The sequence below is a fragment of the Providencia sp. PROV061 genome, assembly GCF_011045655.1.
Taxonomy (GTDB): domain Bacteria; phylum Pseudomonadota; class Gammaproteobacteria; order Enterobacterales; family Enterobacteriaceae; genus Providencia; species Providencia hangzhouensis.
Window position 1 is genome coordinate 882,849 of sequence record NZ_CP042861.1, and the last position, 24,009, is coordinate 906,857.

Here is a 24,009-nt window from a genome sequence, read left to right on the forward strand (position 1 = left end):
GCTAATGGCAGGCTATGTGTTTGACTAATTAATTATAACTTTTGCTTTAGTGAGAGCATGATAGCTTCTTTATCACTTAAATATTCATTTAAGCCCTTGCTCCTTAAATGGCAGGCAGCACATTCACCGCAACCATCACCTTGAATACCATTATAACAAGTCAGTGTTTGCTGCCTGATCGTTTCAAGGTGACCATAGCTGTCGGCAAGTGCCCAGGTTTGGGCTTTATTCAGCCACATTAACGGGGTTTCAAAGCGAATATTTTTGGCAAGACCGAGGTCTACAGCATGGTTGAGAGCTTTGACAAACTCATCTCGGCAGTCCGGGTAACCTGAAAAGTCGGTTTCACAAACCCCCGTTATCACTGCTTCTGCCTGTACTTGGTAAGCATAAATTGCAGCTAATGTGAGGAATAAAATGTTACGCCCTGGAACAAAAGTACTAGGTAACGCACTTGACTCACTTTCAGCGAAATCAGGGACTGGTATGTTGTCTCGGGTTAAGCTGCTGATTGCCAATTCATTGAGTAATGTGACATCTAACACTTTATGTGCTGCAGCACCTAAAGATACGCTTAATTTCTGTGCGACTTCGATTTCAAAACGGTGGCGCTGGCCGTAATCAAAAGTAACACAGTGAACTTCATCATAGTTTTGCAAAGCTTGAATAAGACAGGTTGTTGAGTCTTGGCCCCCGCTAAAAACCACAACTGCGCGTTTCATAGGTACTCCTTGGTGATATATCATTTTCAATATGTAATAAGAAGAGAGCGAAACATGTTAGCGATACTAGGATGCAATTAATAGTTCTATTTTTATCAAGCGAGTTTGATTGAGGTACTATTTATATGTCAATTTGGTTATTTGTGTAAAAATATTCTATAATCGTGGTGTTTGGTAACATTTTTATTGTTTTTTAATTATTCAATTTTGCATAATATGTTTATGCAGCTAATAAAATAACGACAAAAGTACTTACACCTAGATCAAGAGAGCATTCATGTTAGATAAAATAGACAAAAAACTGCTTTGTTTATTGCAAAATGACAGTAGCCTATCCTTAAATACCCTTGCTGAAGCTGTTAATTTAACATCTACTCCGTGCTGGAAAAGATTAAAAAGGCTTGAAGATGAAGGCTATATTCGAGGGCGAGTGACCTTACTCGATGGTGAGAAGCTAGGTTTAGGTTTAACGGTAATTGTGACAATTAAAACACAGCATCATAATAGTGAGTGGTATGAGCAATTTGTTTCTTTTGTTAGTCAACTTCCTGAGGTGCTGATGTTTTATCGCATGGCTGGTGAGTATGATTATCTTATGCAAGTCGAAGTGCATGATATGAAATCATATGATTTGTTTTATAAAAAGCTAGTCAATGGTGTCCATGGTCTAATAGATGTAACCTCAAGCTTTGCAATGGAAAAAATCAAATATACGACAGTATTGCCTATCCCTGACTAACCTCGTAATAACTTAGATAATTACGGTCTCTCATTCTTAGGCATCAATAAATCAATATATTCAAGGCAGTATTACGTGCGATTATTTTCACAACTAGGTTGGTATTTTTTGAGTGAATGGCGGCGCTATCTCGGCGCTGTTTGCTTTTTAATTATCATTGCTATTTTACAATTAGTTCCTCCACGCATTGTTGGTGTTGTCGTTGATGGAATAAGTAAAGGAGCAATGCCGACAAAGCAATTAATCACTTATGTTTTAATCATGCTGTTGATTGCATTGGTTGTGTATGGGTTGCGGTATATTTGGCGTTTATGGTTATTTGGTGCTTCTTATAAGTTAGCTGTACAGCTACGACAAAAGTTTTATCGGCAATTAAGTCTGCAGAATCAAGCGTTTTACCATAAGTATCGAACGGGAGACCTAATTGCACGTACAACGAATGATGTTGACCGAGTCGTGTTCGCAGCTGGTGAAGGTGTTTTAACATTAGTTGACTCATTGGTGATGGGGTGTGCGGTGCTCATCATGATGAGTGTTGAAATTAGTTGGCAGCTTACTTTACTAGCACTCATTCCAATGCCAATTATGGCATTAATCATTAAACGGTATGGAGACCAGCTTCATCAGCGTTTCAAGCATGCTCAAGGGGCATTTTCGTCTTTAAATAATCATGCGCAAGAAAGTTTAACAAGTATTCGTATGATTAAAGCTTTTGGCCTTGAAGATCATCAATCAAATCAATTTGAACAGGTAGCTACTGAGGCAGGGCGTCGCAATATGCATGTTGCTAAAGTTGATGCGCGTTTTGACCCCACCATTTTTATGGCGATTGGTATGGCAAATTTACTCGCTATTGCAGGTGGAAGCTGGATGGTATTAAACGATACATTGACGTTAGGTGAATTAACGAGCTTTGTAATGTATCTAGGGTTAATGATTTGGCCGATGTTAGCGCTTGCTTGGATGTTTAATATCGTTGAACGAGGTAGTGCGGCTTATAGCCGTATTCTAAGTTTACTCAATGAACCGCTAGTCATTCAGGATGGTTCGCATTCATTACAGCCTGAAAAGGGAAACTTGAATGTGAATATTATCAACTTTAGTTATCCAGAAACTAAGCGAATAGCATTACATGATATTAAGTTTGATTTAAAACCTGGACAATTTTTGGGGCTTTGTGGGCCGACGGGGTCTGGAAAATCAACGTTGTTGACGTTATTACAGCGTCAATTTGATGTGACGGAAGGGGCGATTTGCTATCAAGGCTTATCACTACCCGAAATCCGTTTAGATGAATGGCGTGCTCGGTTATCTATCGTAAATCAGTCCCCATTTTTATTTTCAGATACAGTTGCTGGCAATATCGCGCTTGGGCGGCCTAATGCCACTCAAGATGAAATTGAACAGGCTGCGCGTATAGCTTGTGTACATGATGATATTTTACGTTTACCTGAAGGCTATTCCACTCAGGTTGGTGAGCGCGGTGTCATGTTATCTGGCGGGCAGAAACAACGAATTTCTATTGCAAGGGCCATCTTGCAAAATGCAGAAATCTTGGTGTTAGATGATGCGCTTTCTGCCGTTGATGGGCAGACCGAGTTTACAATTTTACAAAATTTAAGCCATTGGCGGCAGGGTAGGACTATGATAATTAGCGCCCATCGTCTATCTGCATTGGTAGAGGCAGACAATATTATTGTGTTATCTCAAGGTGCTATTGTTAGTCGAGGTAAACATGAAGCGCTTATTGAGCAATCGGGTTGGTATAAAGATATGTATCAGTATCAACAGATTGAAGCTGCTCTGGATGGTGAGCTATGAGCCAAAAGAAACCGCTATGGCCAGCACTCAAGCGTTTGCTTGGTTATGGAAAAGCATACCGAGGAACCATGGGGATTGCCATTGCAATGCTATGGTTAGCCGCTATTGCAGAAGTTAGTGGGCCTCTGCTAATCAGTTATTTTATTGATAACATGATAGCGAAAAAACAAATCATCATGCCACTTGCTTTATATATGGCCGTTGGTTTTATATTGCTCCAAGTTATTGCAGCGTTATTACATTACTATCAAATTATTTTATTTAATAAAGCCTCTGTGGGGGTAGTGCAAACATTACGCACAGATGTGATGAATGCAGCCCTTAGACAGCCCCTAAGTGCATTCGATAAGCAACCTGTTGGCCAATTAATTTCACGAGTTACAAATGATACTGAAGTTATTAAAGATTTATTTGTGATGGTTGTGCCGACAGTATTTCGTAGTTTAGCCCTGATTTGTGCCATGTTAGTTGCTATGTTTTCATTGGAATGGCGTATGGCATCAATTGCAGTGATGATTTTTCCTGCGGTATTTGTGGTAATGCTTGTTTATCAGCGCTTAAGTACGCCCATTGTGCGCCGTGTGAGATCTTATCTTGCAGATATTAATAACGGTTTTAACGAAGTCATTAATGGAATGACAGTTATTCAGCAATTTATCCAACAGGCTAGGTTTGGCGAAAAAATGCAAAGTATTAGCCAAGACCATTATTTTGCAAGAATGAAAGCATTAAAACTTGATGGCTTACTATTAAGGCCATTACTAAGTTTACTTTCAGCTTCAGTATTGTGTGGCTTGCTATTGCTATTTGGGTTCGAAGGAACGACTACCATTGGTGTTGGTGTCTTATATGCATTTATTAACTATTTAGGTCGCTTGAATGAGCCGCTTATTGAGTTAACTTCTCAGCAATCAATGCTTCAACAAGCTGTTGTTTCTGGTGAGCGTGTATTTGAATTAATGGATAGTCCGCAGCAAGGTTATGGTGAAAGTATTGAGCCATTACAAGGAGGTTCAATCTCAATTAACCATTTATCTTTCGCTTACCGTGATAACAAAATGGTACTTAAAGATATTAATTTACAAGTGCCTGATAATAACTTCGTTGCATTAGTCGGTCATACAGGCAGCGGTAAAAGTACCATAGCAAATTTAATTATGGGGTATTACCCGTGGCAGGAGGGAGATATTTTATTAGATGGACGTAATTTGAGTTCACTATCCCACCAAGTATTACGTAATGGTATTGCAATGGTACAACAAGACCCTGTTGTCCTCGCTGCTTCTTTTTTTGACAACGTCGCATTAGGACGTGAGATTAGCCAAGACAAAGTTTGGGAAGTTCTTGAAACTGTTCAGCTTGCTGGGTTGGTTCGTGGTTTACCTGATGGGCTAGATACCGTGCTTGGTGAACAGGGAAATACCTTGTCTGTAGGGCAAAGACAGTTATTAGCGATGGCCCGAGTTCTTGTGGTGACACCCAAAATTTTAATTTTGGATGAAGCAACCGCGAATATTGACTCAGGGACAGAGCAAGCGATACAAAAAGCGTTACGAGTGATTCGCCAACATACTACGTTAGTTGTGATCGCCCACCGTTTATCGACAATTGTCGACGCTGACCAAGTCGTTGTGTTACATCGTGGTGCAATTGTTGAGCAAGGTAAACATTTACAGCTTTTGCAACAAAAAGGACGTTATTATCAAATGTACCAGTTGCAGCAAGTTGGAGAATCATTAAATGCCCATAGTGATGCTGAAATTGAGGCTATACCTAGTTAATTATTCTGCACTCTTATAATGCATACCTTAAAGCCACTCATTCGAGTGGTTTTTTATTTTGTTCTTTCCTATTGAATTTTATGGATAAATATATTTTGGCACACGGTTTGCTATAAAGTCAGTGCTGTCCGAAGTATTAAGCAGCTTATTCATATGACTTATAGGAGTGAACATGAAATATATCATCGCGATCATTAAGCCATTTAAATTAGATGAAGTTCGAGAGGCACTATCAGATATTGGGGTTCAAGGGCTTACGATTACTGAAGTTCGAGGGTTTGGGCGGCAAAAAGGACATGCCGAATTATATAGAGGAGCTGAATATACCGTCGATTTTTTACCTAAAGTACGTATGGAAATAGCGGTTTCTGATGAGTTGGTAGAGCAGGTGATTGAAACAATTGAAAAAAAAGCTTATACGGGCCAAGTCGGGGATGGAAAAATATTTATTTTGTCATTAGAGCAAGCAGTACGTATTCGTACAGGTGAAAAACAAGACGAAGCACTGTAGGAGAGCAAATATGAGCAAAGGGTTCCAATACTTATTTTTATTGATATCAATGGGTGGTTTTCCAATAACCGTGTTTGCAGCAGAGGAAACCCTAGATAAAGCTGATAACGCATTTATGATGATAGCGACTGCTTTAGTTATTTTTATGATACTGCCAGGTATCGCATTATTTTATGGTGGGTTACTAAGAAGTAAAAATGTTCTTTCTTTAATGGCTCAAACTGCGGTTATTTTCGCTTTAGTGTCTGTTATTTGGATTGTTTATGGATACAGTTTAGCTTTTAGTGAGGGGAATGATTTTATAGGTGGTTTTAGTCAGATTATGTTGAAAAACATCACTGTAGATAGCTTATCAGGGCCGATCCCTCAATTTATTCACGTTGTATTCCAAGGTGCATTTGCATGCTTAACAGTTGCATTAGTGATAGGTGCACTAGGGGAGCGCATTAAATTTTCTGCAATTTTAATATTTACCGTTATCTGGACTACATTTGCTTATTTACCAATGGCACACATGGTATGGGGCGGCGGTATTTTATCCCAAGATGGTGCACTAGATTTTGCAGGGGGGACGGTTGTTCATATTAATGCGGCTGTTGCAGGTTTAGTTGGTGCTTACTTACTTGGACATCGTACCGGATTAGGGAAAGAAGCCATTAAGCCTCACAACTTACCTATGGTATTTATGGGAACCTCCATATTATTTATTGGCTGGTTTGGTTTCAATGCAGGTTCGGCAGGAAGTGCAAATAGTATTGCAGCCTTAGCGTTTGTGAACACTATTGCAGCGGCGGCTGGTGCTATTTTATCATGGACTTTAGCAGAGTGGATTTTCAGGGAAAAACCTTCATTATTAGGTGCTTGCTCTGGGTGCTTGGCCGGGTTAGTCGGTGTTACGCCAGCGGCGGGCACTGTGGGTGTCGGCGGGGCATTAATCATTGGGCTGCTTTCTGGGCTAGCGGGTTTATGGGGGGTTGTGATTTTAAAACGTCGGTTAAAAGTTGATGATGTGTGCGATGTTTTTGGGGTTCATGGTGTCTGCGGAATTTTAGGTTGTTTACTAACGGGAGTGTTCACCTCAACTGCATTAGGTGGAAGTGGCTATGCAGAAGGTATTACGATGATGAAACAAGTGGGAATTCAAGCTATTAGTATTCTAGTTTGTGTTGTTTGGACTGCAATTGTTGCTTATATTGCATTTAAAATCGCAGAGAAAACGTCTGGCTTACGCATTAATGTTGAAAAAGAAAGGGAAGGTTTAGATATTACTTCTCATGGTGAAAGTGCCTACAATTAACCTTAATGTAATGATAATGACAGGATAATACTGTGTTTTATGTAAATTGATAATGGCAGCTTATTGCTGGCTGCCATTACCTTTTTAAACTGACAATTTTATTTTTCTAAGTAAGTAATCACTTACTTGAAGTCCCTTCTATTTTTGAGGTTGCCTATGGCGGATTACGCCCTCTTGGACAGCCGTTGCAACAAGATCACCTTGTAAATTATAGATTTGTCCTTTCACAAAACCCCTCCCTCCTGATGCTGAAGGGCTTTCTACGGCATACAGTAACCAATCATCAATTTTAAATGGACGATGGAACCACATTGAATGGTCAATCGTTGCAACCTGTAAGTCGCGTTCCATAAAGCCTCTACCATGCGGTTGTAATGCGGCTGGAAGGAAATTGTAATCAGAAGCATAACCTAATAAATAGTGATGAAGTGAAGGTAGGTCAGGTAGCTGCCCTTTTGCTTTGAACCAAATATAGCGAAATGGTTCTTGAGGGGCGGAATCGAATGGGCTGTAAAACTCAACAGGGCGAAACTCAAAGGGAGTTGGCCTAAGAGCGTATTTTTTAACTGCTTCCGGTAATTTATCAGCCAAACTTTGAACAATATCATCTTGAGAAATTAATTTTGTCGGTGGTGGCACATCCGGCATTAAGTTTTGATGGCTATAACCTTCTTCTTGAGATTGAAATGATGCGGTCATAAAGAAGATAGGCTTGCCATTTTGAATGGCACTTACTCGGCGTGCACTAAAGCTTCCACCATCGCGCAAAATTTCAACGTCATAAACAATAGGACGAGAGCTGTCACCGGGGCGCAAAAAATAACTATGAAAAGAATTAATCGCTCTTTCTTCAGGTATGGTTTGTTTCGCAGCATACATGGCTTGCCCAACAACCTGCCCGCCAAAAACTTGAGGCAATCCAAGGTCTTCACTTTGTCCTCGAAAAATCCCTTCTTCAATTTTTTCGAGTTCAATTAGGCTAATTAAATTCTGTAATTCTGGGCTCATAGTCATCTTAGTTCTGTTATATGTAAATGAGATACAGGTATTTTCCCATTATTTACCCTGAATAGGTAGATTAATTGCTATCGAATAAATTGGGGTTACGTATTGTTACATTTAGAAATATAAATGTATTATTCTACCAATATTAGTTATACTTTTTATCATTCCTTGTCAGAAAATGATTTGTCTATTCCGATTATTTAAAAATGTTTTAGTAAACATTGTATTATAGGTAATAACTATGAAGTTTTTTCGCTACATTGTTAGCTTATTAGTGCTTTTAACGTTGGTTGGCTGTGAAGGGAATAGCACAAAGCCCAGTGAAAAAACACTTAATGCTAAAAATAGCAATAATAACCAGACGGTAGATTCAGGGAAAATTGAGGGCCGTGTGGTAATCTTACAGGATACTGTTTTACCCGAAGGTGCGGTTGTTACAATCACTTTGGCAGATACAACCGTTGCGGACTTACCTGCTCTAATATTATCTCAAAAATATTATAATTCGGTGAACAATCGGCCGACAATTCCTTTTGAACTAACTTACCAAAAAAGTGAAGTTAGGCAAGAAGGCACGCTAGTTGTGAATGCAACTATAAGCGCAAACGGAAAACTATTGTATATCAGTGATAGTGTTGTAGAGGTTATCAACAACGGTATTACAAAAAATGTTGAATTATTGATGGTCTCTGCGAATTAGCCAATGTACCGGCTCTTAGTTGAGTCTCTATTTTTATAGGTGTTTGTGTGATAAATCGCCACTTAGCCATGGGTTTCTTGCTATTTCAATGACTATCAAGCATAATGCCCCTGCTTTGAAAGAAGCAATCAATGGGGGCTCTGTTGGTTCTCCCGCAACGCTAACTTGTTAACTTGGTCAGGTCCGGAAGGAAGCAGCCATAGCAGGGGTCGTGTGTGCCGGGATGTCGCTGGCAGGGCTCCCACCCAATTCTAAGACCTTTCCTTGTATATCAGTCTCCCTATTCCAATTTATTATAAATATAATTTTTAATTGTTTTTTCTGTTTATTCTTTTTTATTTTTATAAATGTAAATTAAACTTTAAGGTTTAAATGAATTCAAAAGTTAAAAAGAAAAGTTAAGAATACAACATTAATTGTTGAGTATTGTGATAAGAAAAAGTTGGCAGGCTAAAATTTAAAGTAAGAAAATCCTATTAGCATAATAATTATGCCAATAATAAAATGATAAATACATTGCGTTCAGCCGATAAGTGGATTTACCGGCTATAACCATTCACTATCTGTGCGTGTTAATAAGATATTATCTAACAAACTTCCAAACAGACGCTGGGATTTTATCATAAAGCTTATTCATTGTGAGTTCAGCTAAGCGGTGATCTGCTGCTGAATAGAATAGCTCTAGCTCATCATCAGATAATTCATACTTATTTTTTTCAATGACACGCTCAAGTGTTTCAATTGTGGTGCATTTTCTTAAACGCATCAGATAATCAGATTTGGTCATAATACCCTTTCTTTTATGCAAAATTACTTATTAATATACGGTTTTATAGTCTGAACTAAAGGTAAATAATACCTTTAAGTTTTGCTGGTTAGGCACTTTAGGTCATCATCCAGCACAGCGACAAGGCTGTGATTCATTGCTTCCCAGTCTATAATTTCACTAAGTGTGATAACTGGGCTGCCGAATAAATCATAGGTCTCATCGAGGTATTCTTCGATAAGTGATATAACAAGATTTTCTTTTGGGTATTTGATTTTAAACCGCCATACAAATGCAGCGATATGTTCAATGAGTTCATTCAAGGCTGCGCTTTGCGGGGAGCTTAAATCATTAATCCAGTGTGTATTTGTTTTTTGTAAGCTTAAAATAGCGTCTCTATTGAGACTATTACATAAGTATTTTAGTTCTGCTATATCATGTCTTTTGGGTGAGTATTCATCCATAATCACCTCCGCAGGCGAATCTGACTTTTGCTGTGTGTATTTTTTATCAATAATGTCATGTTAACTAATTAAAGCACCTATGTTCAATATAAAAGTTTGCACGTTAGTATATTGAAAAATATAAGATTATTGCTAGTTCGTTAAACTTTCGAAAATTATTAATATAATACATAAGCGATGTTCGAATACGGACTGGCTGCTCGGACTAAACTAGCCGCGATATAATAATAGCATTATTACCACATATGTCACCACCAATAAACGACTTTTTTCTAATTTATTAGTGAGTAGTTGAGGTTTGAGTTACGTATGTTCTGTTTAAACTCAATTTTATGAAGTATTTAAACTATAGTTTAACCATCGGTTATTCTAGTACAGCGAATATGAAACGTTTATACAAAAGATGTTATAAAAATTATTATCCTATTTAATTCATTCAAATAATTAATTTTTACTAATAAGAGAATTCAAAATAAAAAAGCTTTTATCTGAAATAGACAAAAGCTTTTTTGTTGAGATTAACTTAAAGGTAGAGGTTTAAGGTCACCCCTGGTTTCAGGTCGGCCATTTTAACACCTGAATTCCAAGTCATTAAATCATTGAGCTTTATGCCATGACGCTTAGCAATGCTATAGTAGGAATCGCCTTTTCTTACCTTATAGGTTTTTGCCTTACGGCTACTTGCTGTAGACGCTGGGCTAGCAACTTTTAATACTTGCCCAGGTTTGATAACGCTTGCGGTTTTTAATCCATTTAGCTTTTGAATATCTTTCGCAGTAGTATTGAATTTTTTTGCAATACTTGCGACGGATTCGCCTTTGCGTACTTTATATGTTGCTATTTTAGCTCGATTTTGACGTGCGCTAGAAATTGCAGTAGGTTGTGCTGTTTTTATCTGCTGATTTTGTTGCGCTGCTAAGCGAATCGTGTTTAAAACGTCTTGGTCTGAAAGAGATGTTTTGAATTGTTCGGCTTTAGCCGTAGGTAGCATAATATAATGAGGGCCACTTGGTGATGTTATACCGCGAGTGTAACCAGAATTATATGTTTTTACCGATTCAACTGTTAACCCAGCCAACTCAGCAGCTTGAGATAACGTGATTTGTTGGCCAACATCAATTTGAGTGAGTGCTCTATTTTTATTACTTGTTGGCAAATTAACTTGATACCTTTCAGGATTTTTTAATACTTGGCTAAGCGCTAAGATTTTTGGTACATATTGTTTGGTTTCTTTCGGTAAAGAGAGTGACCAGAAATCAGTTGGTAACCCGGCAGCCTCATTTTTCTTGATAGCATTTTGTACACAGCCTTCACCACAGTTATAGGCAGCTAGAGTGAGCTCCCAGTCATGGCCGAACATAACATTTAAGTTTTCGAGAAGATCGAAGGCCGCTTTAGTTGAAGAAACGACATCTCTGCGTTCATCAACCCATTGTGTTTGTTTTAGGCCATATGAGCGAGCCGTGATAGGGACGATTTGCCATAGGCCTGCAGCTTGTGCTGGAGAAGTTGCTTTAGGATTAAACGAGCTTTCAATAATAGGAATTAAAGCTAACTCCATTGGTAAATTGCGCTCATTAATTTCGTCTACGATGAGGTACATGTATGGCTCAGCTCTTAATGCCACATCGTAGACAAAACGTTGTTTATTTAAATAACTATTTGCTAACTCCCTAATTTGAGGTTTATCAGGGACATCCATTTTTAGTTCATCACTAATATAACCCCATAGGTCATAATCAGATTTAGGTAATTGTCTACTGGCGGCTTGGTTATGTGATGCAACAGTTTCAATTGTATGATTACTAGGAGTTTTGTTCTGCTTAATTTTTTTCGGGGCAGTTTGGCATCCGGCCAACAGAACAATGGCGATAAGCGTCGCGATTATCTTCATTCTTTTCTATTGTTCTTCATTTTAATGTTTAAAAGTCGAACAATAATACTTATCCCACCCCGATATGACAATCATTAAACTTTAATATTGGTCTTTTAATTGACGTAGTAGGGTAAAAATTGCTCTTAAAGGTGGGTTTTGTAGATTAATATTGAGTTTTTTCTGTAGTTGAGGGTTGTCACATTGCAGAAAAATATTTATTTTTTTCTCTATTTTCAATGTGGTAGGTACTGTTGGTTGATGTTTGTCACGTATTTGCGTTATTTTTTGTAAATATTGTGTAATCGCTTCATTTTCAGGCCATATATGGTGTGAAAATTTGAGGTTAGATAAAGTATATTCATGAGCACAACAAATTAAGGTTTCATCAGGGAGTGCTGCAATTTTTTGGATAGATTCAAACATTTGCTCGGGCGTTCCTTCAAATATCCGCCCACAGCCCGCAGAGAATAGGGTGTCACCACAGAATAAATAAGGTGCTTGGTAAAAGCCAATATGCTCAGATGTATGGCCTGATAATGAAATAACCTGTAGGTTGAACTCGTCAATTATGACTTTATCACCATTTTCGACTATTTCTGTTGCTCCTTTAGATTGAGTTTCTTTTGGGCCAAAAACGGGAAGAGTTGTAAATTTGCTTAAAATCCCTTTTACGCCACCCGTATGGTCATTATGGTGGTGAGTTAATAGGATTGCGACTGGGGTCAATCGCTTGGCTGTAATTATTTCAAGCACAGGCTCTGCCTCTGCAGGGTCAACGATGATACACTGTTGGTGGCTATCAGCTAAAACCCAAATGTAGTTATCGTTTAAGGCTGGTACTCGAATTAACTCCATAATGACCTCGATACTTGTTAATAGTTAATAGGGGAATTTCATGAAGCCTGCGCGTATTGATAAAAAAATTCAAATGCCTGTTAGTTGGTCTGACATTCCTTTTGGAGAACAATACCGTCAAGCCATAGAAAATCAACTTAGCCCTTGGTGGCCAAAGATATTTGGCTTTCATCTGCTTAAGTTAGGTCATTTAAGTACTGAAATCCAGACCAAAGGCTGTCTTATCTCTCACCAATTTAATGTTGGTACCGGCGATCCGCGTTTTAACCTTGTTGCCAAACCCGAAGCTTTACCATTAACCCAAAAATCTATAGATGCCTGCCTAATGACTCACTGTTTGGCTTATAGCCATGATCCTCATTGGCTCTTACGGGAGGTTGACCGGGTATTAATCGACGATGGCTGGTTAATTATTTCAGGTTTTAACCCTTTCAGTCTTCTTGGAATGGCGAAACTCGTGCCTGTTTTACGTAAACGGCAGCCTTATTGTAGCCGTTTTTTTCCATCCGTTAGGGTATTTGATTGGCTCAGCTTATTAAATTATGAAGTTTTGTATCATCGCAATTGCCAAATAATCCCTTGGCTGGGGGCGAATAGACGAGTGAATAAAAGCTGTGGGGGCGTTGGTGTTTTAAGCGTGATTGTGGCGCGGAAACGGACTTACCCACTAACTCCGACACCACTAAAATTTAAGCAACCAAAAGTTAAGATTGGAACAGCACTCGGTACAGCAAAGGAGATCAGTAAATCAATGAAGGTAAACGACCCTTCTTAGTTTTGTGCGGGTTGGTAACCCGTGTCTTCTTTAGTTGGTGCTGAAGCCGCAGCTCGAGCTAATTCATCACATTTCTCGTTTTCGGGGTGGCCAGCATGGCCTTTAACCCAACGCCAATCAATAGTATGTCGTTGGATGGCATCATCGAGGCGTTTCCATAAATCGACATTAACGACAGGGGATTTATCTGCTTTTCGCCATTGTTTACGCTTCCAGCCGTGGATCCATTGTGTTATTCCTTGTCGTACGTACTGGCTATCAGTGGTTAAAATAATATCACAAGGTCTTGTTAGCGATTCTAATGCTTTGATGGCTGCAAGTAGTTCCATTCGGTTATTTGTGGTTAAAAAATAACCTTCACTCAACGTTTTTTCATGCTGTTGGTAGCGTAAAACAACGCCATATCCACCAGGGCCAGGATTGCCCAAACAGGAACCATCCGTGAAAATTTCTACCTGCTTTGTCATTTCTGTTACACTCTATATTATTCGTTCCCCTCTAGTTTGACACAAAAAAACATTATGAGCACGGTGATAACCAGACAAATTGTCCTTGATACTGAAACAACCGGTATGAATAAACTCGGTGTTCATTATGAAGGGCACAACATTATAGAGATTGGTGCGGTTGAAGTGATTAACCGCCGACTAACAGGGCGTAATTTTCATGTGTACATTAAACCTGACCGTTTAGTGGATCCTGAAGCATTCGAAGTGCATGGGATAAGTGATGAATTTTTACAAGATAAACCTGTTTTTGCAGAAATTGCAGATGAGTTCCTTGAATTTATTCGAGGTGCAGAGCTTGTTATTCATAATGCTCCCTTTGATATCGGTTTTATGGATTATGAATTCCGTAAACTCAATAAAGGAATTCCACCCACGCAAGATTTTTGTACCATCACTGATAGCTTAGTATTGGCTCGCAAACTTTTCCCGGGTAAACGGAATAACTTGGATGCGCTATGTGACCGCTATTTAATTGATAACTCTAAGCGAACACTGCACGGGGCTTTACTCGATGCTGAGATTCTGTCAGATGTCTATTTGGCAATGACAGGTGGGCAAACTTCATTATCATTTTCGATGGATTCGGAATCGGCTAATAATGAGCAAGAGTATGAAATTCAAAGAATTGAACGTCCCCAAACTGGCCTTAGGGTGATTTTTGCTTCCGATGAAGAGCTTATTGCTCATGAAGCACGGCTGGATATTGTTGATAAGAAGGGTGGCAAACCCTGCCTTTGGCGGCAATCTTCCGATGAGGCTGAAAATTTACACTAATAATTGGTGTTATCATTAATGGTTGCTTAGGAAAATGCATAGAAAAGCCTCTCAAGGCTAAAAACTGTTCAACTGCGCGATTTAACAAGAAAAAGTGTTGACGGGGTCCTTAAGTATTCGTAATATGCATGGCGTTCCCAGTAGGGAACATCAGGAGCGGTAGTTCAGTTGGTTAGAATACCTGCCTGTCACGCAGGGGGTCGCGGGTTCGAGTCCCGTCCGTTCCGCCAAATTATAACGCCACGCTAATTTATTAGCGTGGCGTTTTTTTTATCATGACTGTATTTAACTGCATTAAGAGTTCCTTTCTTTTTGTATCACTTTTTTGTTGAATAATACATTTTTTGCTTCTAATGACTTCTTTGAGTTAATTTTTGATATAATGAAATCTATAAATAATAGATTTATGAGAATAATTCACATTCTTTTTAATCATATTAACTATTCTTAGGTTTTGTCGCGATTTTATCGAAATGTATAAGTTTGAGTTTTTTATGACTGTATTAATAATAATTCGCATGAACTCTAACTAAGATAACAGATCTGAAATAATCTAACCAATCTTTACCTAATGCTTTAAGGTATATATGAAGGCTATCAATAGAAATAGCAGATTGGCCATTCTCATACCTTGATATTTGTTGTTGGCTCAAATTTAATAATTTTCCTAATTCTGTTCCTGTTAATGATTTTTCAATACGTGCGGATTTCAAGTATTTTGCGGTAGCCATAACAATATCTAGGTCATTACTTTTATTCAATTCTTTAGTATTGATATATTTCATTTCATATTCTCTCTATTAGGAACTTATTATTTTAAAGTTAGCTATTAAAGATGGCATTACTTTAAATTTTTTGATTTTCTCTATGAGGAATAGATTATATTTTTTAGTTACCAATGTGAAATTGTTTTAATGAATCAAAAATAGTTTATTTGATAGCTTTGGCCTATTGATATAGGTATAAATAATGAATATAGACTATTGAATCAAAATATAGGTTTTTATAATTCAATAAAAACAATGCGTTATGTCAATCTTAGGGATTGGCTTAAAAGTGAGAATATAATAAATAATAAATGAAAAAAATGCATTTATAGTCATATAAAAGTAAGTATTTATATTTTTACATAAAATTACAAAAAAATATTTATAGATTAAGTTGAAATAGTGATTTATTTAGGGTTGATTTGGTACTTATCGGTAGGTAGCATATAAATTTAATTATAGGTAAAAGTATAATCAAGCCTGCTTAGTTGGAGAAAAAATGAAAAGGTTAATAGGAATCAGAGATGTAATATTAGCGATTACCTGAGCGAACTACTTTATAAGTAGAACGCTATGTGTTAAATTGTATTTAATTTATCTTGCCTGCTACAGACAAAATAAGGGCCAAACGAACTGGAAAAAAGGTACCAATCAGAAGTTATCTCATCAATTTCTACATATGCAATTGAGTTTAGATTGAATGCTTTAAAATATTTTTCGAATATATCATCAGGAACATTGTCATTTGAAGATTTTCTATCATAACTTATGGTTAACTTTAAATCTTTTATATACTTTCTTGATGATTGATTGAAATGAACAACTCGATTAACAGTATATGTCTTATCAGTTGTAATTGTTCCTAATAATTTAATATATCCACTGTTATCATTGTTTTTTACTAATTTCATATTTAGTGTATATGATGATTTATTATTAGCTAATATGAAATTAGAGGAAACAGTTGCTTCACAATATTGTGTTTTACTTTTTTCTAAATTCAAGTTAAATAACAAGAAAACGATAATTAATGAAAATAATAGTATCAATGAATATAGTGTTTTATTAGTCATTTTTATCCTGCCAATTTACTCTTGTTGAAATGCATTCTTTATTTTTTTTGCATTTTACTAATAAGCTATGTTTGTTTTTCCCTAAGTTTTGTATATTGTTATAATAATAAAAAACATCAGAATCTTTACAGGTTAAGTTAAAATCAATTGCTTGTTTGCTTATTGTGTCACTCATGTTTTTTTCATAGTTATCTTTGAACCCATAAACAGGGCAATCTCCAATTGTGCTAATTTTGTATGACTGTATTGATGCATATGGAAATTTTATTGCATGAATTTGATTTATAAGGTAAATAATCACCAAAAGTAAAAAAGCACTAATTATCAATAATGTTTTTTTAATAATATGATTTTTATCACTAAGTAATAGTGATTTGTTAGATTTATTGCTTGAAGTGGGAGGGGGGGCTAGGCTTTTCTCTATTTTATTATTGAATTTGGTAATCGATTCTTCAATTTGAATTTCAGAAGAGATAACAAGGCCTTTTTTTGATATGCTTAGAATTGCATTTTCAACTAAAAGCTGTTGATGTAATACTTTTCTTAATGTACTAATGTATTGGTTAAGGGTGTTTATCGAAACTTTTAGGTCATATTTATTTAGTATTTTTTTTAGTATCTCTTCACGAGTGATAGTCGTTTTATTATTCTGAATTAGTATTATAAAAATATAATTCAACACGGGTGTTAATTTCATTACACTGAGTTCTGTGTCCACCCTAAATATTTCACCTAAGTCAGAGTTATATTTTATTATGTTGTTCAGTATATATATCATACATGACTCTTATTTAGTTATTAAAATATGTGCTTAGTTTGATCACTTTAGCTAACATGATAGTCATTGATTTTAAAGTAATTATATCAGTGTAATATACTACTCTTTTTTTGAGAAGAAAATATGAAAATAAATTTTTGTTTATAACGATTGGTTATATATGTAATGACAAAAATTTCAGTGTATTGTATTAATGAAACTGACATTTTTTGTTTTGATGTTTTATATACAGATAAAAAGCAGTATTAACCACTATTTCAAGTCATGGAAACCTAAATTAATTTGCTATTTTTAATAGGCGGAAATGATTTTTTAGAACTGAATTTTATGAATTTGTAATGCTTTAAGGTAATTATAGATACAGAGTACCTGTCGAATTATGATTAGGTAATTCAATGTTTATTTTAATAGTAGTATAGCCAAATTTGTCATTTTATTTTTTTAATTAATTGATATGATTGAATTTTAGGTGCAGTTGCCAATTGGGTAATATTTATCAAATATTACAATATATTTACGGCTTTTCTTTTTAAGACGCTCATCTTTAGATTCTTGGCCGGGTAATAAGTAAAATAGATAAGGCTCGGAATCATCATTAGCATCACAGTTTTCATGTAAGAGCACTCTAAAATAGGTATTACCCGTATTTTTTAGAATACTAGTGCTTGGATTAAGCTCATATTTAAAATCTGGTTTTTTAGGTCTCACAACAAAATAGGTTTCTAGGCTAACCGTTGGATAAAATAAAGGTCGCTTTTTTTGTTCATTATCACTACGCATATCAAGAGGGGTTTCGCTAATGATAATCTTATAATAGCGCTCGGTCTCATCGGCTTCTCCTCGATAAAAAATCTTAAAAAATTCTTGTTCCCCAGGTAATAAAATTTTCTTCAATGGAGTAAAAATAATCTCGCCGTTATGGAGAGGTGCCCCATGTTCTTGGTTACCTGGTTTATCAATTTTGTAGGCACTAAAATTATATAAATTAGTTTTATCTGTGTCGTTGATGTATGGCTTAGAAAAAAACTCTTGCCCTGACTCCATCGAAGAAATATCTGCATTGATATATAAAGCAATAGCATTATTGCAAGACACTGATAGCAAAATCAATAATAGGATTTTAAGTAAATAAAATGGTTTCATATTAAAAAATCCAACTAAAATTTAAGAGTATATGGGGTTCAATAAAAGGGCCACTTGAACTTTTACAAGTAGCCCCAAAAGTAGTTATTAGATATTATTGAATATCGGGCCCGGTCCAAATTGCTTTGACAGTTATTGTGCCACTTGCAGAAACGGTTCCTAACCAATCAATACCATCCAATGTAAAAAATGATTCAGAGTCATTCATTGGGAATGATAAATCTAAGTTAGTTCGATAAAAAGATCCTAAATCCTCATTAGGTCTATCCCATGGTGTTTCAGACCATAATGCATTTTTTAATGAAATTTCATTATTATCACAACTTGCTCGGTGTGATTCTTTAGTACCATTTTCATTTTTAAATGAAAGATAAGCGGAAAAAGGGACATTAAGTTTATTATCGCTCGAGGTAAATAAGCAGTATGACTGTCCTTTTAATGTTGTGTTTGGTCCTTCAACTTTTGCTGTAATAGAATCCGCTTGCCTTGGCCCGCTAGTCGTGACGATATAATTAAATTCTATCGGTGGTTCATCATTGCCGACTTTTCCTGTTTTGGATTGGTTTGGATTAAAATCTGCAGGAATAATGCTAATTCCATAATCTCTCGGCTTAATTATTAAGAAATTTGAAGGTGTAAATTCGTAAAATCCAGATTGAGGAAGTGGTGATTGAAAACCAAAAGTATATACACTATCAGCAAGTGTGACTGTTGAATTAGGTGAAGCGTCAACAATTGATTTTAAATATTCATTTGAGAGAAAAACTTCAATATTTTGTGAACCGTTATTAAAGATCTCTGACATGTTTGTTGTTGATGACCAATTTGTCCAGCGCGTGCTGTTACTTCCTTTATATTGAATAAGTGCAGCACGGGGGTCCCTAGCTAAACCTAACTTTGCACTATCAATATACATACGAACTGTAAATGTTCCGCCGATAGATTGTCCTTGGGTTTCTAATTCAACCAACTTACAAATAATTCCAGAAGTATTTCCAACAATCCCTGTCGAGCAAAAATTAGAACCGAGTCCAATAGTTGGATTGCCATTGCTATCCACAAAGACTTCTTGTAAGGCGCCCGTTCCTTTTAGAATAATATTGCCTTTTTTATTGGTTGGAATGTAGTGTTGTTGTGTTGTCGTTCTTCCTCCACTCGTCATACAGGTCGTATTACTTAAATCATAATCGTCGCGGCTTGTGCAGGTTCTTAAATCAAAAGTATATTCTGTTCCTGGTGGTATTTCGGCTAACCAGCGATAAAAAGATTCAGAAAATATCGGTCTTGAATATCCAGACTCACCCGGTGTTCCTGTTTGTTGGATTTTATATGCACCATTATCTCGTAACTGCTGAGCTGACCAATAAGACGTTGCCGGGCAATTTCGGTTATTTGTCATGCAACGATTTCCGATAAAAGGTTGGCTTACGGGAGAATTTTCTAACCAGATATCACCTGTATTATATGTTGAGCTAAAAGGTGTTCCTGTATATCCCATATAGCCTAAACTATATTGTCTATTGCGCTGGTATTTTGTGAATACATTTGAGCCCGAGAAGCGAGGGTCAACTCTATTAGCAACAATAAAGAATTCGTTATCAACTTGGTTTTCAACAATGACATACTCTTGTAATGGTGCTGTTGCAGAAAACGAATTCGGTATTAGAACCGAAAATGAAATAAAAAGTGCTGTTATCGATAATAATCGCATATTAAATTAGCCTTTAAAGTGATAATTAACGTTTAGCAAATGCTTCTTGAGGTTCACATGTCACCTCACCGACCCACAATGCACCACGTGCACCTTGAAGGTTTAAATCTGCTTCGCAAATTGTTTGCTGATCATCTTGTAATAACGATATCACTGGATATCGGACGTCAACATCCATGGAAAACTCACCATTTTGGTCCGTTTTTGTTCGACCAATATGATTTCGAATTGAGGCATATTTTATGTATTCACCATTTGGTGATTTCAGACGGCCAAATACCGTGACTAATTGCCTTACCTCTGGTTGATAAAGAGCAATGTTTCCTGGGTATAATGTGACGGATTTATTTCGCCCTGAGACAATATCAAAGCTGTCTTTTGATTTTCCGTCATTCATTAGTTGAATGTCATAATCCGAATAAGGGGATAATGGAATAAAGGTATTTTTTCCACTAATTGGGTAATTCTGCCCATTTACTTTTGCGACCATACTGCCGCTACCTTTTATATCGGAATTAATAATGACGCCTGATTTACCTTGCTGCCCACTTGGCATGATCATGCCGTTGCTATATGCCACAGAGCCACGAGAGGTTAAATTGCCATTAAGTCTGTTATTATCGGGGCGATTAATCGTTACGGTACCTGAATTATATTTAGTATCATAAGAAGCATAGCCTAATGTTGAAAAATTGGATTCACCATTATCTTTATCTCGGACTAATTTGGAGACAGAAACCCCTGCATTGGTAATCACCGAATTTTCAAAGTTTTTATTCGCATAAATATTTGCTTTCACATTACCATTTGTTGAGGAAACACCCGTACTCAACCATGTTGATAAAGGTAAGGAAAAATCGAGGTTAATATATTTTTCGTTGGTACTATTTTGGTTATCATAATGATAGCGCTGTACACCCGCTCTTAGCCCCACCGTTCCATAACGGCCAGAGAATAATGTATTCGCATATTCATAGTTAATTGAATCACTGCCAATACGGCGATCTTTAGTATTACTAATAGTCAGTGACCCAGTTCTATCAATTATTTTGTCAAAATTAATGGTTCCGCCATAAGAATAACTGTCAGCATCATAAAGTGGTAAATCACCACTCACTACAGTTTTTTCTTTAGATGCCCATAAAGAACCGTAACCTTCAGGTATATTGATAGAAAGAGTCGCAATGTTCCGATAACTACCATGGTTTTCTAGCATCCCTTGCCAGTTAACTGAGATATAGTTATTTAAAGCCGCGTTGATACTCGTTTCTTGTACAACAAATTTATCAAACCCATAATTTGACATTTGAAAACGCACGCCAGACAACACTGGGAAGTTATAAGCGAAAGAGGCTCCGATTAAATGGCTTTTACCAGGAGTTTGGCTCGTTGAGCCTTCATTTCTTACATAATGGCGCTTATCAAAGTCAATATAACCACCATAAATTTCCCAATTGAGTTTATCAAAACCGCCTGTTATCGCACCGAAGGATTTATTAATTGTTTGGTGCTGTGTTGTGACAATTTTGCCATCGATAACCGTCTCAATAGTGACGTCGTAAATACCATAGGGTAGTACACTGGTATCAACTTCAAAATTACCCATTGGAAAATTTTGAATATTTAATAATTTACCTTGTCGATAAATGCGTACTTCGCCTGGGCTATTTAAAAAAGCATAAATCGGCGTAAGTGATTGCTGCTTATTTGTCACCATACTTGAGGAATTGTTTCCTATTGATGCCGCATAAATTTTACTGCTGCTAAGGGTAGTTAAGCTGGCAATAGACTGTAAATTCCACGTACTCATGAGCCCAAGTGCAAAACGAAATCCGTTGAAATCACGCTCATACATTGCGCGATACAGCTCAACATTAGAATTAGATTTTCCAATGCTATATGCTGATGCATTTACATTAAAGTGATGTTCCGCAGCTGCGAATAATGTATCTAAATTGAAATAGCTGCTGGATGTATCTTTTGAATCTTTAACACGGCTCTGGAATACCCCTAAATCATAGTTAGCTACCGCTGAAAATGAATTAACTGAAGAATTTCCTAGTACAGATTGCCGCGCATGTTCTTTTGGCGAAAAAGCAGCTTTATCAACATCTAATGATAAATTAAAAGAAGAAATGTTTAATTGAAGGGTTGCATTATTATCAATAATAATACCATTACTTTCATTAAAAATGGCATCCTTTTTTTCTTCAAGTTTATCAACTAGTAAATTATTTAATTTCGCACCTTGCTCATTTTCAATGAGATGAATACTTGATAATTTAATATTACCATGATCGATTACAATAACTGCATCTGCAATTTTACTTTCGCTCTGATTGGTTACTGCATCATCATTTAGTCGTAAAAAAACAGGTACAGACATTCCTTCTTCCAATGCACTAACAAATGCAGGAGGAATAATATATCCACCGATCTTAACGCTTTTCATTTCATTGGCATTAATTGTATTCGAAAAAATAATACTTAATATTGATAAAGCAATAGCACTCTTACGCATAATTTAAGTCCATTCTTAATTATTTGACAACAATGAACTCTCCTTTGTGCCAAATACCTACGCTTGATTTTTTATTTGTGACATCGACAAATTGTAATTTGACGGCTAAGTTTGGCATGAGGTAATAACGCTCGCGACAAATACCATCCACTCCATATTTTTGTTTTTCTGCTAAACAAGGGCCTGAAGCCACTACACGGAAGGTGCTATTTCCAGTATTTGAAACTTGGGCATTAGTATATTTATAATTAAAGTTTTCAATTCTTGGTGCGACAACAAGAATTGTGCTAATTGTTGCTGATGTTGTTGCTGATGCCGATTTCGCACTTTGTGTAACACCACTCTCGCCAATAGGATCATCTTTCCAATTTAATCGATAGTAACGTTCTTTATTATCTTTTGGGCCTTGATAAATTATCTTAAATATATCTTTTGCATGCCCTGGAAGAATTAAATTAGCGGGTGTTGATAATATTTCATTAGGATCAGTAACTGTAATTACTTTTCCAGTATCAAGTGGTGAATCTATTTTTTCTATCGTTAAATTTACCAATCTTGCTGTATCTACTGTGTTTTCAATTTCTTTAGATAAGGTGTCTTCATTCGATGATATTATTTCAGTAATATTTCCCACGTTGACAGCAAAACTGCTTTTTAATGGTAACCATGATAATAAAATTAATGCTAATGTTATCTTTTTCATAATCGTAAATTTCAAAAATGAATGACGATAAAGATATTATTTCCCTATAGTATCTTTATCGTAATATTTAGTTATCTAATAAGGGGATATTGAATTAAGGAGCTGGCGTGAAATCACCGTCCCAAGTTGCAGTAAATTGAACTTTCACATCACCATCCCATGTACCATCAGTCAGTGCTTTAAAGTCAGTCGCTGCACCATCAGCTTCAGCGCCAGCAATAACAAAGGTGAATTCACCGCGATCTGCTGCACGCTCAGAGCCATTATAGATGCCATCAGCCGCTAAATTGTCTAAACCAGAAGTTAAACCGGTTGATGTATCAATTAATACTAAATCATTATTTTTAGTCAAATCTTCGCCATTCCATTTAACCCCAACAGTTAATTTAGAATCGTCAGTTGTTCTTGCTAATGTATTAGCAATAATTTTTGACGCTAATTTAAAATCTGTTGCACCAGCTTGGCCTTGAATAGCGATATCAAATGCTCCATTCTGTTGGTTAAAGCTTTTTTGGCCTTCGGCATAATTAAAAGTTAAACTTCTTAATGGAGTTACAACTAACATACTTGTCGTGTCTTTAATTGCAGTCGCTTGCCATGTTGCTGTTGCTTGAGCGGTACGTGTATCTGCATTTGCAGCTGTAGCAAAAGAAGCTGCGATAATTGTTGATAACAATACAGAAGCCATTTTTTTATTTAACATACTAATCTCTCTTTT

23 protein-coding genes, 1 tRNA gene and 1 other RNA gene are annotated in these 24,009 nt (G+C 36.5%); 10 read left to right on the forward strand and 15 right to left on the reverse strand.

The window, feature by feature from the left end; translation table 11 throughout:
* Nucleotides 1–32 precede the first annotated feature (32 nt).
* Nucleotides 33–722 (reverse strand): 7-cyano-7-deazaguanine synthase QueC, encoded by a 690-nt coding sequence (gene queC, locus FVA72_RS03895; RefSeq protein ID WP_036958550.1) that lies wholly within the window; start codon nt 720–722, stop codon nt 33–35.
* Between the two features lie 277 nt (nt 723–999).
* Between queC and FVA72_RS03900 the strand changes: the two genes are divergently transcribed.
* The 5 genes from FVA72_RS03900 (at nt 1,000) to amtB (ending at nt 6,871) form a co-directional block, all read left to right on the forward strand.
* The gene (locus FVA72_RS03900) at nt 1,000–1,461 is read left to right on the forward strand and encodes an Lrp/AsnC family transcriptional regulator (protein ID WP_004905429.1); all 462 of its coding nucleotides are present in this window, start codon (nt 1,000–1,002) and stop codon (nt 1,459–1,461) included.
* A gap of 75 nt (nt 1,462–1,536) precedes the next feature.
* Entirely contained in the window at nt 1,537–3,282 is a 1,746-nt protein-coding gene (locus FVA72_RS03905; protein ID WP_004905428.1) for a SmdA family multidrug ABC transporter permease/ATP-binding protein, read from the forward strand.
* On the forward strand, nt 3,279–5,063 hold the full coding sequence (locus FVA72_RS03910; protein ID WP_004905423.1) for a SmdB family multidrug efflux ABC transporter permease/ATP-binding protein: 1,785 nt from the start codon (nt 3,279–3,281) through the stop codon (nt 5,061–5,063). Before FVA72_RS03905 ends, FVA72_RS03910 begins: the two co-directional genes overlap by 4 nt.
* Nucleotides 5,064–5,235: 172 nt before the next feature.
* Complete coding sequence (gene glnK / locus FVA72_RS03915; RefSeq protein ID WP_004905421.1) at nt 5,236–5,574, forward strand: P-II family nitrogen regulator; 339 nt, start codon at nt 5,236–5,238, stop codon at nt 5,572–5,574.
* Between the two features lie 10 nt (nt 5,575–5,584).
* Nucleotides 5,585–6,871: an ammonium transporter AmtB gene (amtB, locus tag FVA72_RS03920; RefSeq protein ID WP_004905420.1), complete on the forward strand. Its 1,287-nt coding sequence runs from the start codon at nt 5,585–5,587 to the stop codon at nt 6,869–6,871.
* A gap of 138 nt (nt 6,872–7,009) precedes the next feature.
* On the opposite strand, the gene tesB is transcribed toward amtB, so the two are convergent.
* Nucleotides 7,010–7,879, reverse strand: coding sequence for an acyl-CoA thioesterase II (gene tesB, locus FVA72_RS03925; protein WP_036958583.1), 870 nt, complete (start codon nt 7,877–7,879; stop codon nt 7,010–7,012).
* A gap of 238 nt (nt 7,880–8,117) precedes the next feature.
* On the opposite strand from tesB, the gene FVA72_RS03930 reads away from it, so the two are divergent.
* Both FVA72_RS03930 and ffs read left to right on the forward strand, forming a co-directional pair.
* Nucleotides 8,118–8,576: a YbaY family lipoprotein gene (locus tag FVA72_RS03930; protein WP_004905418.1), complete on the forward strand. Its 459-nt coding sequence runs from the start codon at nt 8,118–8,120 to the stop codon at nt 8,574–8,576.
* Between the two features lie 141 nt (nt 8,577–8,717).
* Nucleotides 8,718–8,814: signal recognition particle sRNA small type (gene ffs, locus FVA72_RS03935), an RNA gene on the forward strand.
* Nucleotides 8,815–9,159: 345 nt separating this feature from the next.
* Here the strand turns inward: ffs and FVA72_RS03940 are convergent.
* From FVA72_RS03940 to gloB, 4 genes are all read right to left on the reverse strand, one after another.
* Nucleotides 9,160–9,363 (reverse strand): HHA domain-containing protein, encoded by a 204-nt coding sequence (locus FVA72_RS03940; RefSeq protein WP_004905417.1) that lies wholly within the window; start codon nt 9,361–9,363, stop codon nt 9,160–9,162.
* 74 nt (nt 9,364–9,437) lie between these two features.
* The gene (tomB, locus tag FVA72_RS03945; protein ID WP_004905413.1) at nt 9,438–9,806 is read right to left on the reverse strand and encodes an Hha toxicity modulator TomB; all 369 of its coding nucleotides are present in this window, start codon (nt 9,804–9,806) and stop codon (nt 9,438–9,440) included.
* Nucleotides 9,807–10,329: 523 nt separating this feature from the next.
* Nucleotides 10,330–11,700, reverse strand: a complete 1,371-nt coding sequence (mltD, locus tag FVA72_RS03950) for a murein transglycosylase D (RefSeq protein WP_110592389.1) — start codon at nt 11,698–11,700, stop codon at nt 10,330–10,332.
* 81 nt (nt 11,701–11,781) lie between these two features.
* Nucleotides 11,782–12,537 (reverse strand): hydroxyacylglutathione hydrolase, encoded by a 756-nt coding sequence (gene gloB / locus FVA72_RS03955; protein ID WP_110592388.1) that lies wholly within the window; start codon nt 12,535–12,537, stop codon nt 11,782–11,784.
* A gap of 40 nt (nt 12,538–12,577) precedes the next feature.
* Between gloB and FVA72_RS03960 the strand changes: the two genes are divergently transcribed.
* Nucleotides 12,578–13,312: a class I SAM-dependent methyltransferase gene (locus FVA72_RS03960; RefSeq protein WP_110592387.1), complete on the forward strand. Its 735-nt coding sequence runs from the start codon at nt 12,578–12,580 to the stop codon at nt 13,310–13,312.
* Here the strand turns inward: FVA72_RS03960 and rnhA are convergent.
* Nucleotides 13,309–13,779, reverse strand: a complete 471-nt coding sequence (gene rnhA / locus FVA72_RS03965) for a ribonuclease HI (RefSeq protein ID WP_004905405.1) — start codon at nt 13,777–13,779, stop codon at nt 13,309–13,311. The genes FVA72_RS03960 and rnhA overlap by 4 nt on opposite strands.
* Before the next feature lie 54 nt (nt 13,780–13,833).
* On the opposite strand from rnhA, the gene dnaQ reads away from it, so the two are divergent.
* Nucleotides 13,834–14,595 carry a DNA polymerase III subunit epsilon gene (gene dnaQ / locus FVA72_RS03970; RefSeq protein ID WP_094962150.1) on the forward strand — a complete coding sequence of 254 codons (762 nt, stop codon included), beginning with the start codon at nt 13,834–13,836 and terminating at the stop codon, nt 14,593–14,595.
* Nucleotides 14,596–14,748: 153 nt separating this feature from the next.
* Nucleotides 14,749–14,825, forward strand: a tRNA-Asp gene (locus FVA72_RS03975).
* A 273-nt stretch (nt 14,826–15,098) separates the two neighbouring features.
* Here the strand turns inward: FVA72_RS03975 and FVA72_RS03980 are convergent.
* The 8 genes from FVA72_RS03980 to ecpA all read right to left on the reverse strand — a co-directional run bounded on the left by FVA72_RS03980 (nt 15,099) and on the right by ecpA (nt 23,994).
* A complete protein-coding gene (locus FVA72_RS03980) occupies nt 15,099–15,380 on the reverse strand; it encodes a helix-turn-helix domain-containing protein (protein ID WP_004905402.1) in 282 nt (93 codons plus the stop codon).
* 560 nt (nt 15,381–15,940) lie between these two features.
* Nucleotides 15,941–16,435, reverse strand: coding sequence for a FidL-like protein (locus FVA72_RS03985; RefSeq protein ID WP_004905400.1), 495 nt, complete (start codon nt 16,433–16,435; stop codon nt 15,941–15,943).
* Nucleotides 16,428–17,153, reverse strand: coding sequence for a winged helix-turn-helix domain-containing protein (locus FVA72_RS03990; protein WP_165119649.1), 726 nt, complete (start codon nt 17,151–17,153; stop codon nt 16,428–16,430). The genes FVA72_RS03985 and FVA72_RS03990 overlap by 8 nt, the downstream gene beginning before the upstream one ends.
* Before the next feature lie 525 nt (nt 17,154–17,678).
* The gene (locus FVA72_RS03995; RefSeq protein ID WP_110592385.1) at nt 17,679–18,356 is read right to left on the reverse strand and encodes a fimbrial protein; all 678 of its coding nucleotides are present in this window, start codon (nt 18,354–18,356) and stop codon (nt 17,679–17,681) included.
* Nucleotides 18,357–18,450: 94 nt separating this feature from the next.
* Entirely contained in the window at nt 18,451–20,067 is a 1,617-nt protein-coding gene (locus FVA72_RS04000) for a fimbrial protein (protein ID WP_094962153.1), read from the reverse strand.
* Nucleotides 20,068–20,092: 25 nt separating this feature from the next.
* The gene (locus FVA72_RS04005) at nt 20,093–22,588 is read right to left on the reverse strand and encodes a CS1-pili formation C-terminal domain-containing protein (RefSeq protein WP_110592384.1); all 2,496 of its coding nucleotides are present in this window, start codon (nt 22,586–22,588) and stop codon (nt 20,093–20,095) included.
* Nucleotides 22,589–22,607: 19 nt separating this feature from the next.
* Entirely contained in the window at nt 22,608–23,291 is a 684-nt protein-coding gene (locus FVA72_RS04010; protein WP_096864798.1) for a hypothetical protein, read from the reverse strand.
* Nucleotides 23,292–23,385: 94 nt separating this feature from the next.
* A complete protein-coding gene (gene ecpA / locus FVA72_RS04015; protein ID WP_004905392.1) occupies nt 23,386–23,994 on the reverse strand; it encodes a common pilus major fimbrillin subunit EcpA in 609 nt (202 codons plus the stop codon).
* Nucleotides 23,995–24,009 lie beyond the last annotated feature (15 nt).

Excerpts from the sequence above, each read along its gene's own strand:
- queC (WP_036958550.1), bottom strand. The coding sequence starts at position 722 with ATGAAACGCGCAGTTGTGGTTTTTAGCGGGGGCCAAGACTCAACAACC.
- FVA72_RS03900 (WP_004905429.1), top strand. The coding sequence starts at position 1,000 with ATGTTAGATAAAATAGACAAAAAACTGCTTTGTTTATTGCAAAATGAC.
- FVA72_RS03910 (WP_004905423.1), top strand. The coding sequence starts at position 3,279 with ATGAGCCAAAAGAAACCGCTATGGCCAGCACTCAAGCGTTTGCTTGGT.
- glnK (WP_004905421.1), top strand. The coding sequence starts at position 5,236 with ATGAAATATATCATCGCGATCATTAAGCCATTTAAATTAGATGAAGTT.
- amtB (WP_004905420.1), top strand. The coding sequence starts at position 5,585 with ATGAGCAAAGGGTTCCAATACTTATTTTTATTGATATCAATGGGTGGT.
- tesB (WP_036958583.1), bottom strand. The coding sequence starts at position 7,879 with ATGAGCCCAGAATTACAGAATTTAATTAGCCTAATTGAACTCGAAAAA.
- FVA72_RS03930 (WP_004905418.1), top strand. The coding sequence starts at position 8,118 with ATGAAGTTTTTTCGCTACATTGTTAGCTTATTAGTGCTTTTAACGTTG.
- FVA72_RS03940 (WP_004905417.1), bottom strand. The coding sequence starts at position 9,363 with ATGACCAAATCTGATTATCTGATGCGTTTAAGAAAATGCACCACAATT.
- tomB (WP_004905413.1), bottom strand. The coding sequence starts at position 9,806 with ATGGATGAATACTCACCCAAAAGACATGATATAGCAGAACTAAAATAC.
- mltD (WP_110592389.1), bottom strand. The coding sequence starts at position 11,700 with ATGAAGATAATCGCGACGCTTATCGCCATTGTTCTGTTGGCCGGATGC.
- gloB (WP_110592388.1), bottom strand. The coding sequence starts at position 12,537 with ATGGAGTTAATTCGAGTACCAGCCTTAAACGATAACTACATTTGGGTT.
- FVA72_RS03960 (WP_110592387.1), top strand. The coding sequence starts at position 12,578 with ATGAAGCCTGCGCGTATTGATAAAAAAATTCAAATGCCTGTTAGTTGG.
- rnhA (WP_004905405.1), bottom strand. The coding sequence starts at position 13,779 with ATGACAAAGCAGGTAGAAATTTTCACGGATGGTTCCTGTTTGGGCAAT.
- dnaQ (WP_094962150.1), top strand. The coding sequence starts at position 13,834 with ATGAGCACGGTGATAACCAGACAAATTGTCCTTGATACTGAAACAACC.
- FVA72_RS03980 (WP_004905402.1), bottom strand. The coding sequence starts at position 15,380 with ATGAAATATATCAATACTAAAGAATTGAATAAAAGTAATGACCTAGAT.
- FVA72_RS03985 (WP_004905400.1), bottom strand. The coding sequence starts at position 16,435 with ATGACTAATAAAACACTATATTCATTGATACTATTATTTTCATTAATT.
- FVA72_RS03995 (WP_110592385.1), bottom strand. The coding sequence starts at position 18,356 with ATGAAACCATTTTATTTACTTAAAATCCTATTATTGATTTTGCTATCA.
- FVA72_RS04000 (WP_094962153.1), bottom strand. The coding sequence starts at position 20,067 with ATGCGATTATTATCGATAACAGCACTTTTTATTTCATTTTCGGTTCTA.
- FVA72_RS04005 (WP_110592384.1), bottom strand. The coding sequence starts at position 22,588 with ATGCGTAAGAGTGCTATTGCTTTATCAATATTAAGTATTATTTTTTCG.
- FVA72_RS04010 (WP_096864798.1), bottom strand. The coding sequence starts at position 23,291 with ATGAAAAAGATAACATTAGCATTAATTTTATTATCATGGTTACCATTA.
- ecpA (WP_004905392.1), bottom strand. The coding sequence starts at position 23,994 with ATGTTAAATAAAAAAATGGCTTCTGTATTGTTATCAACAATTATCGCA.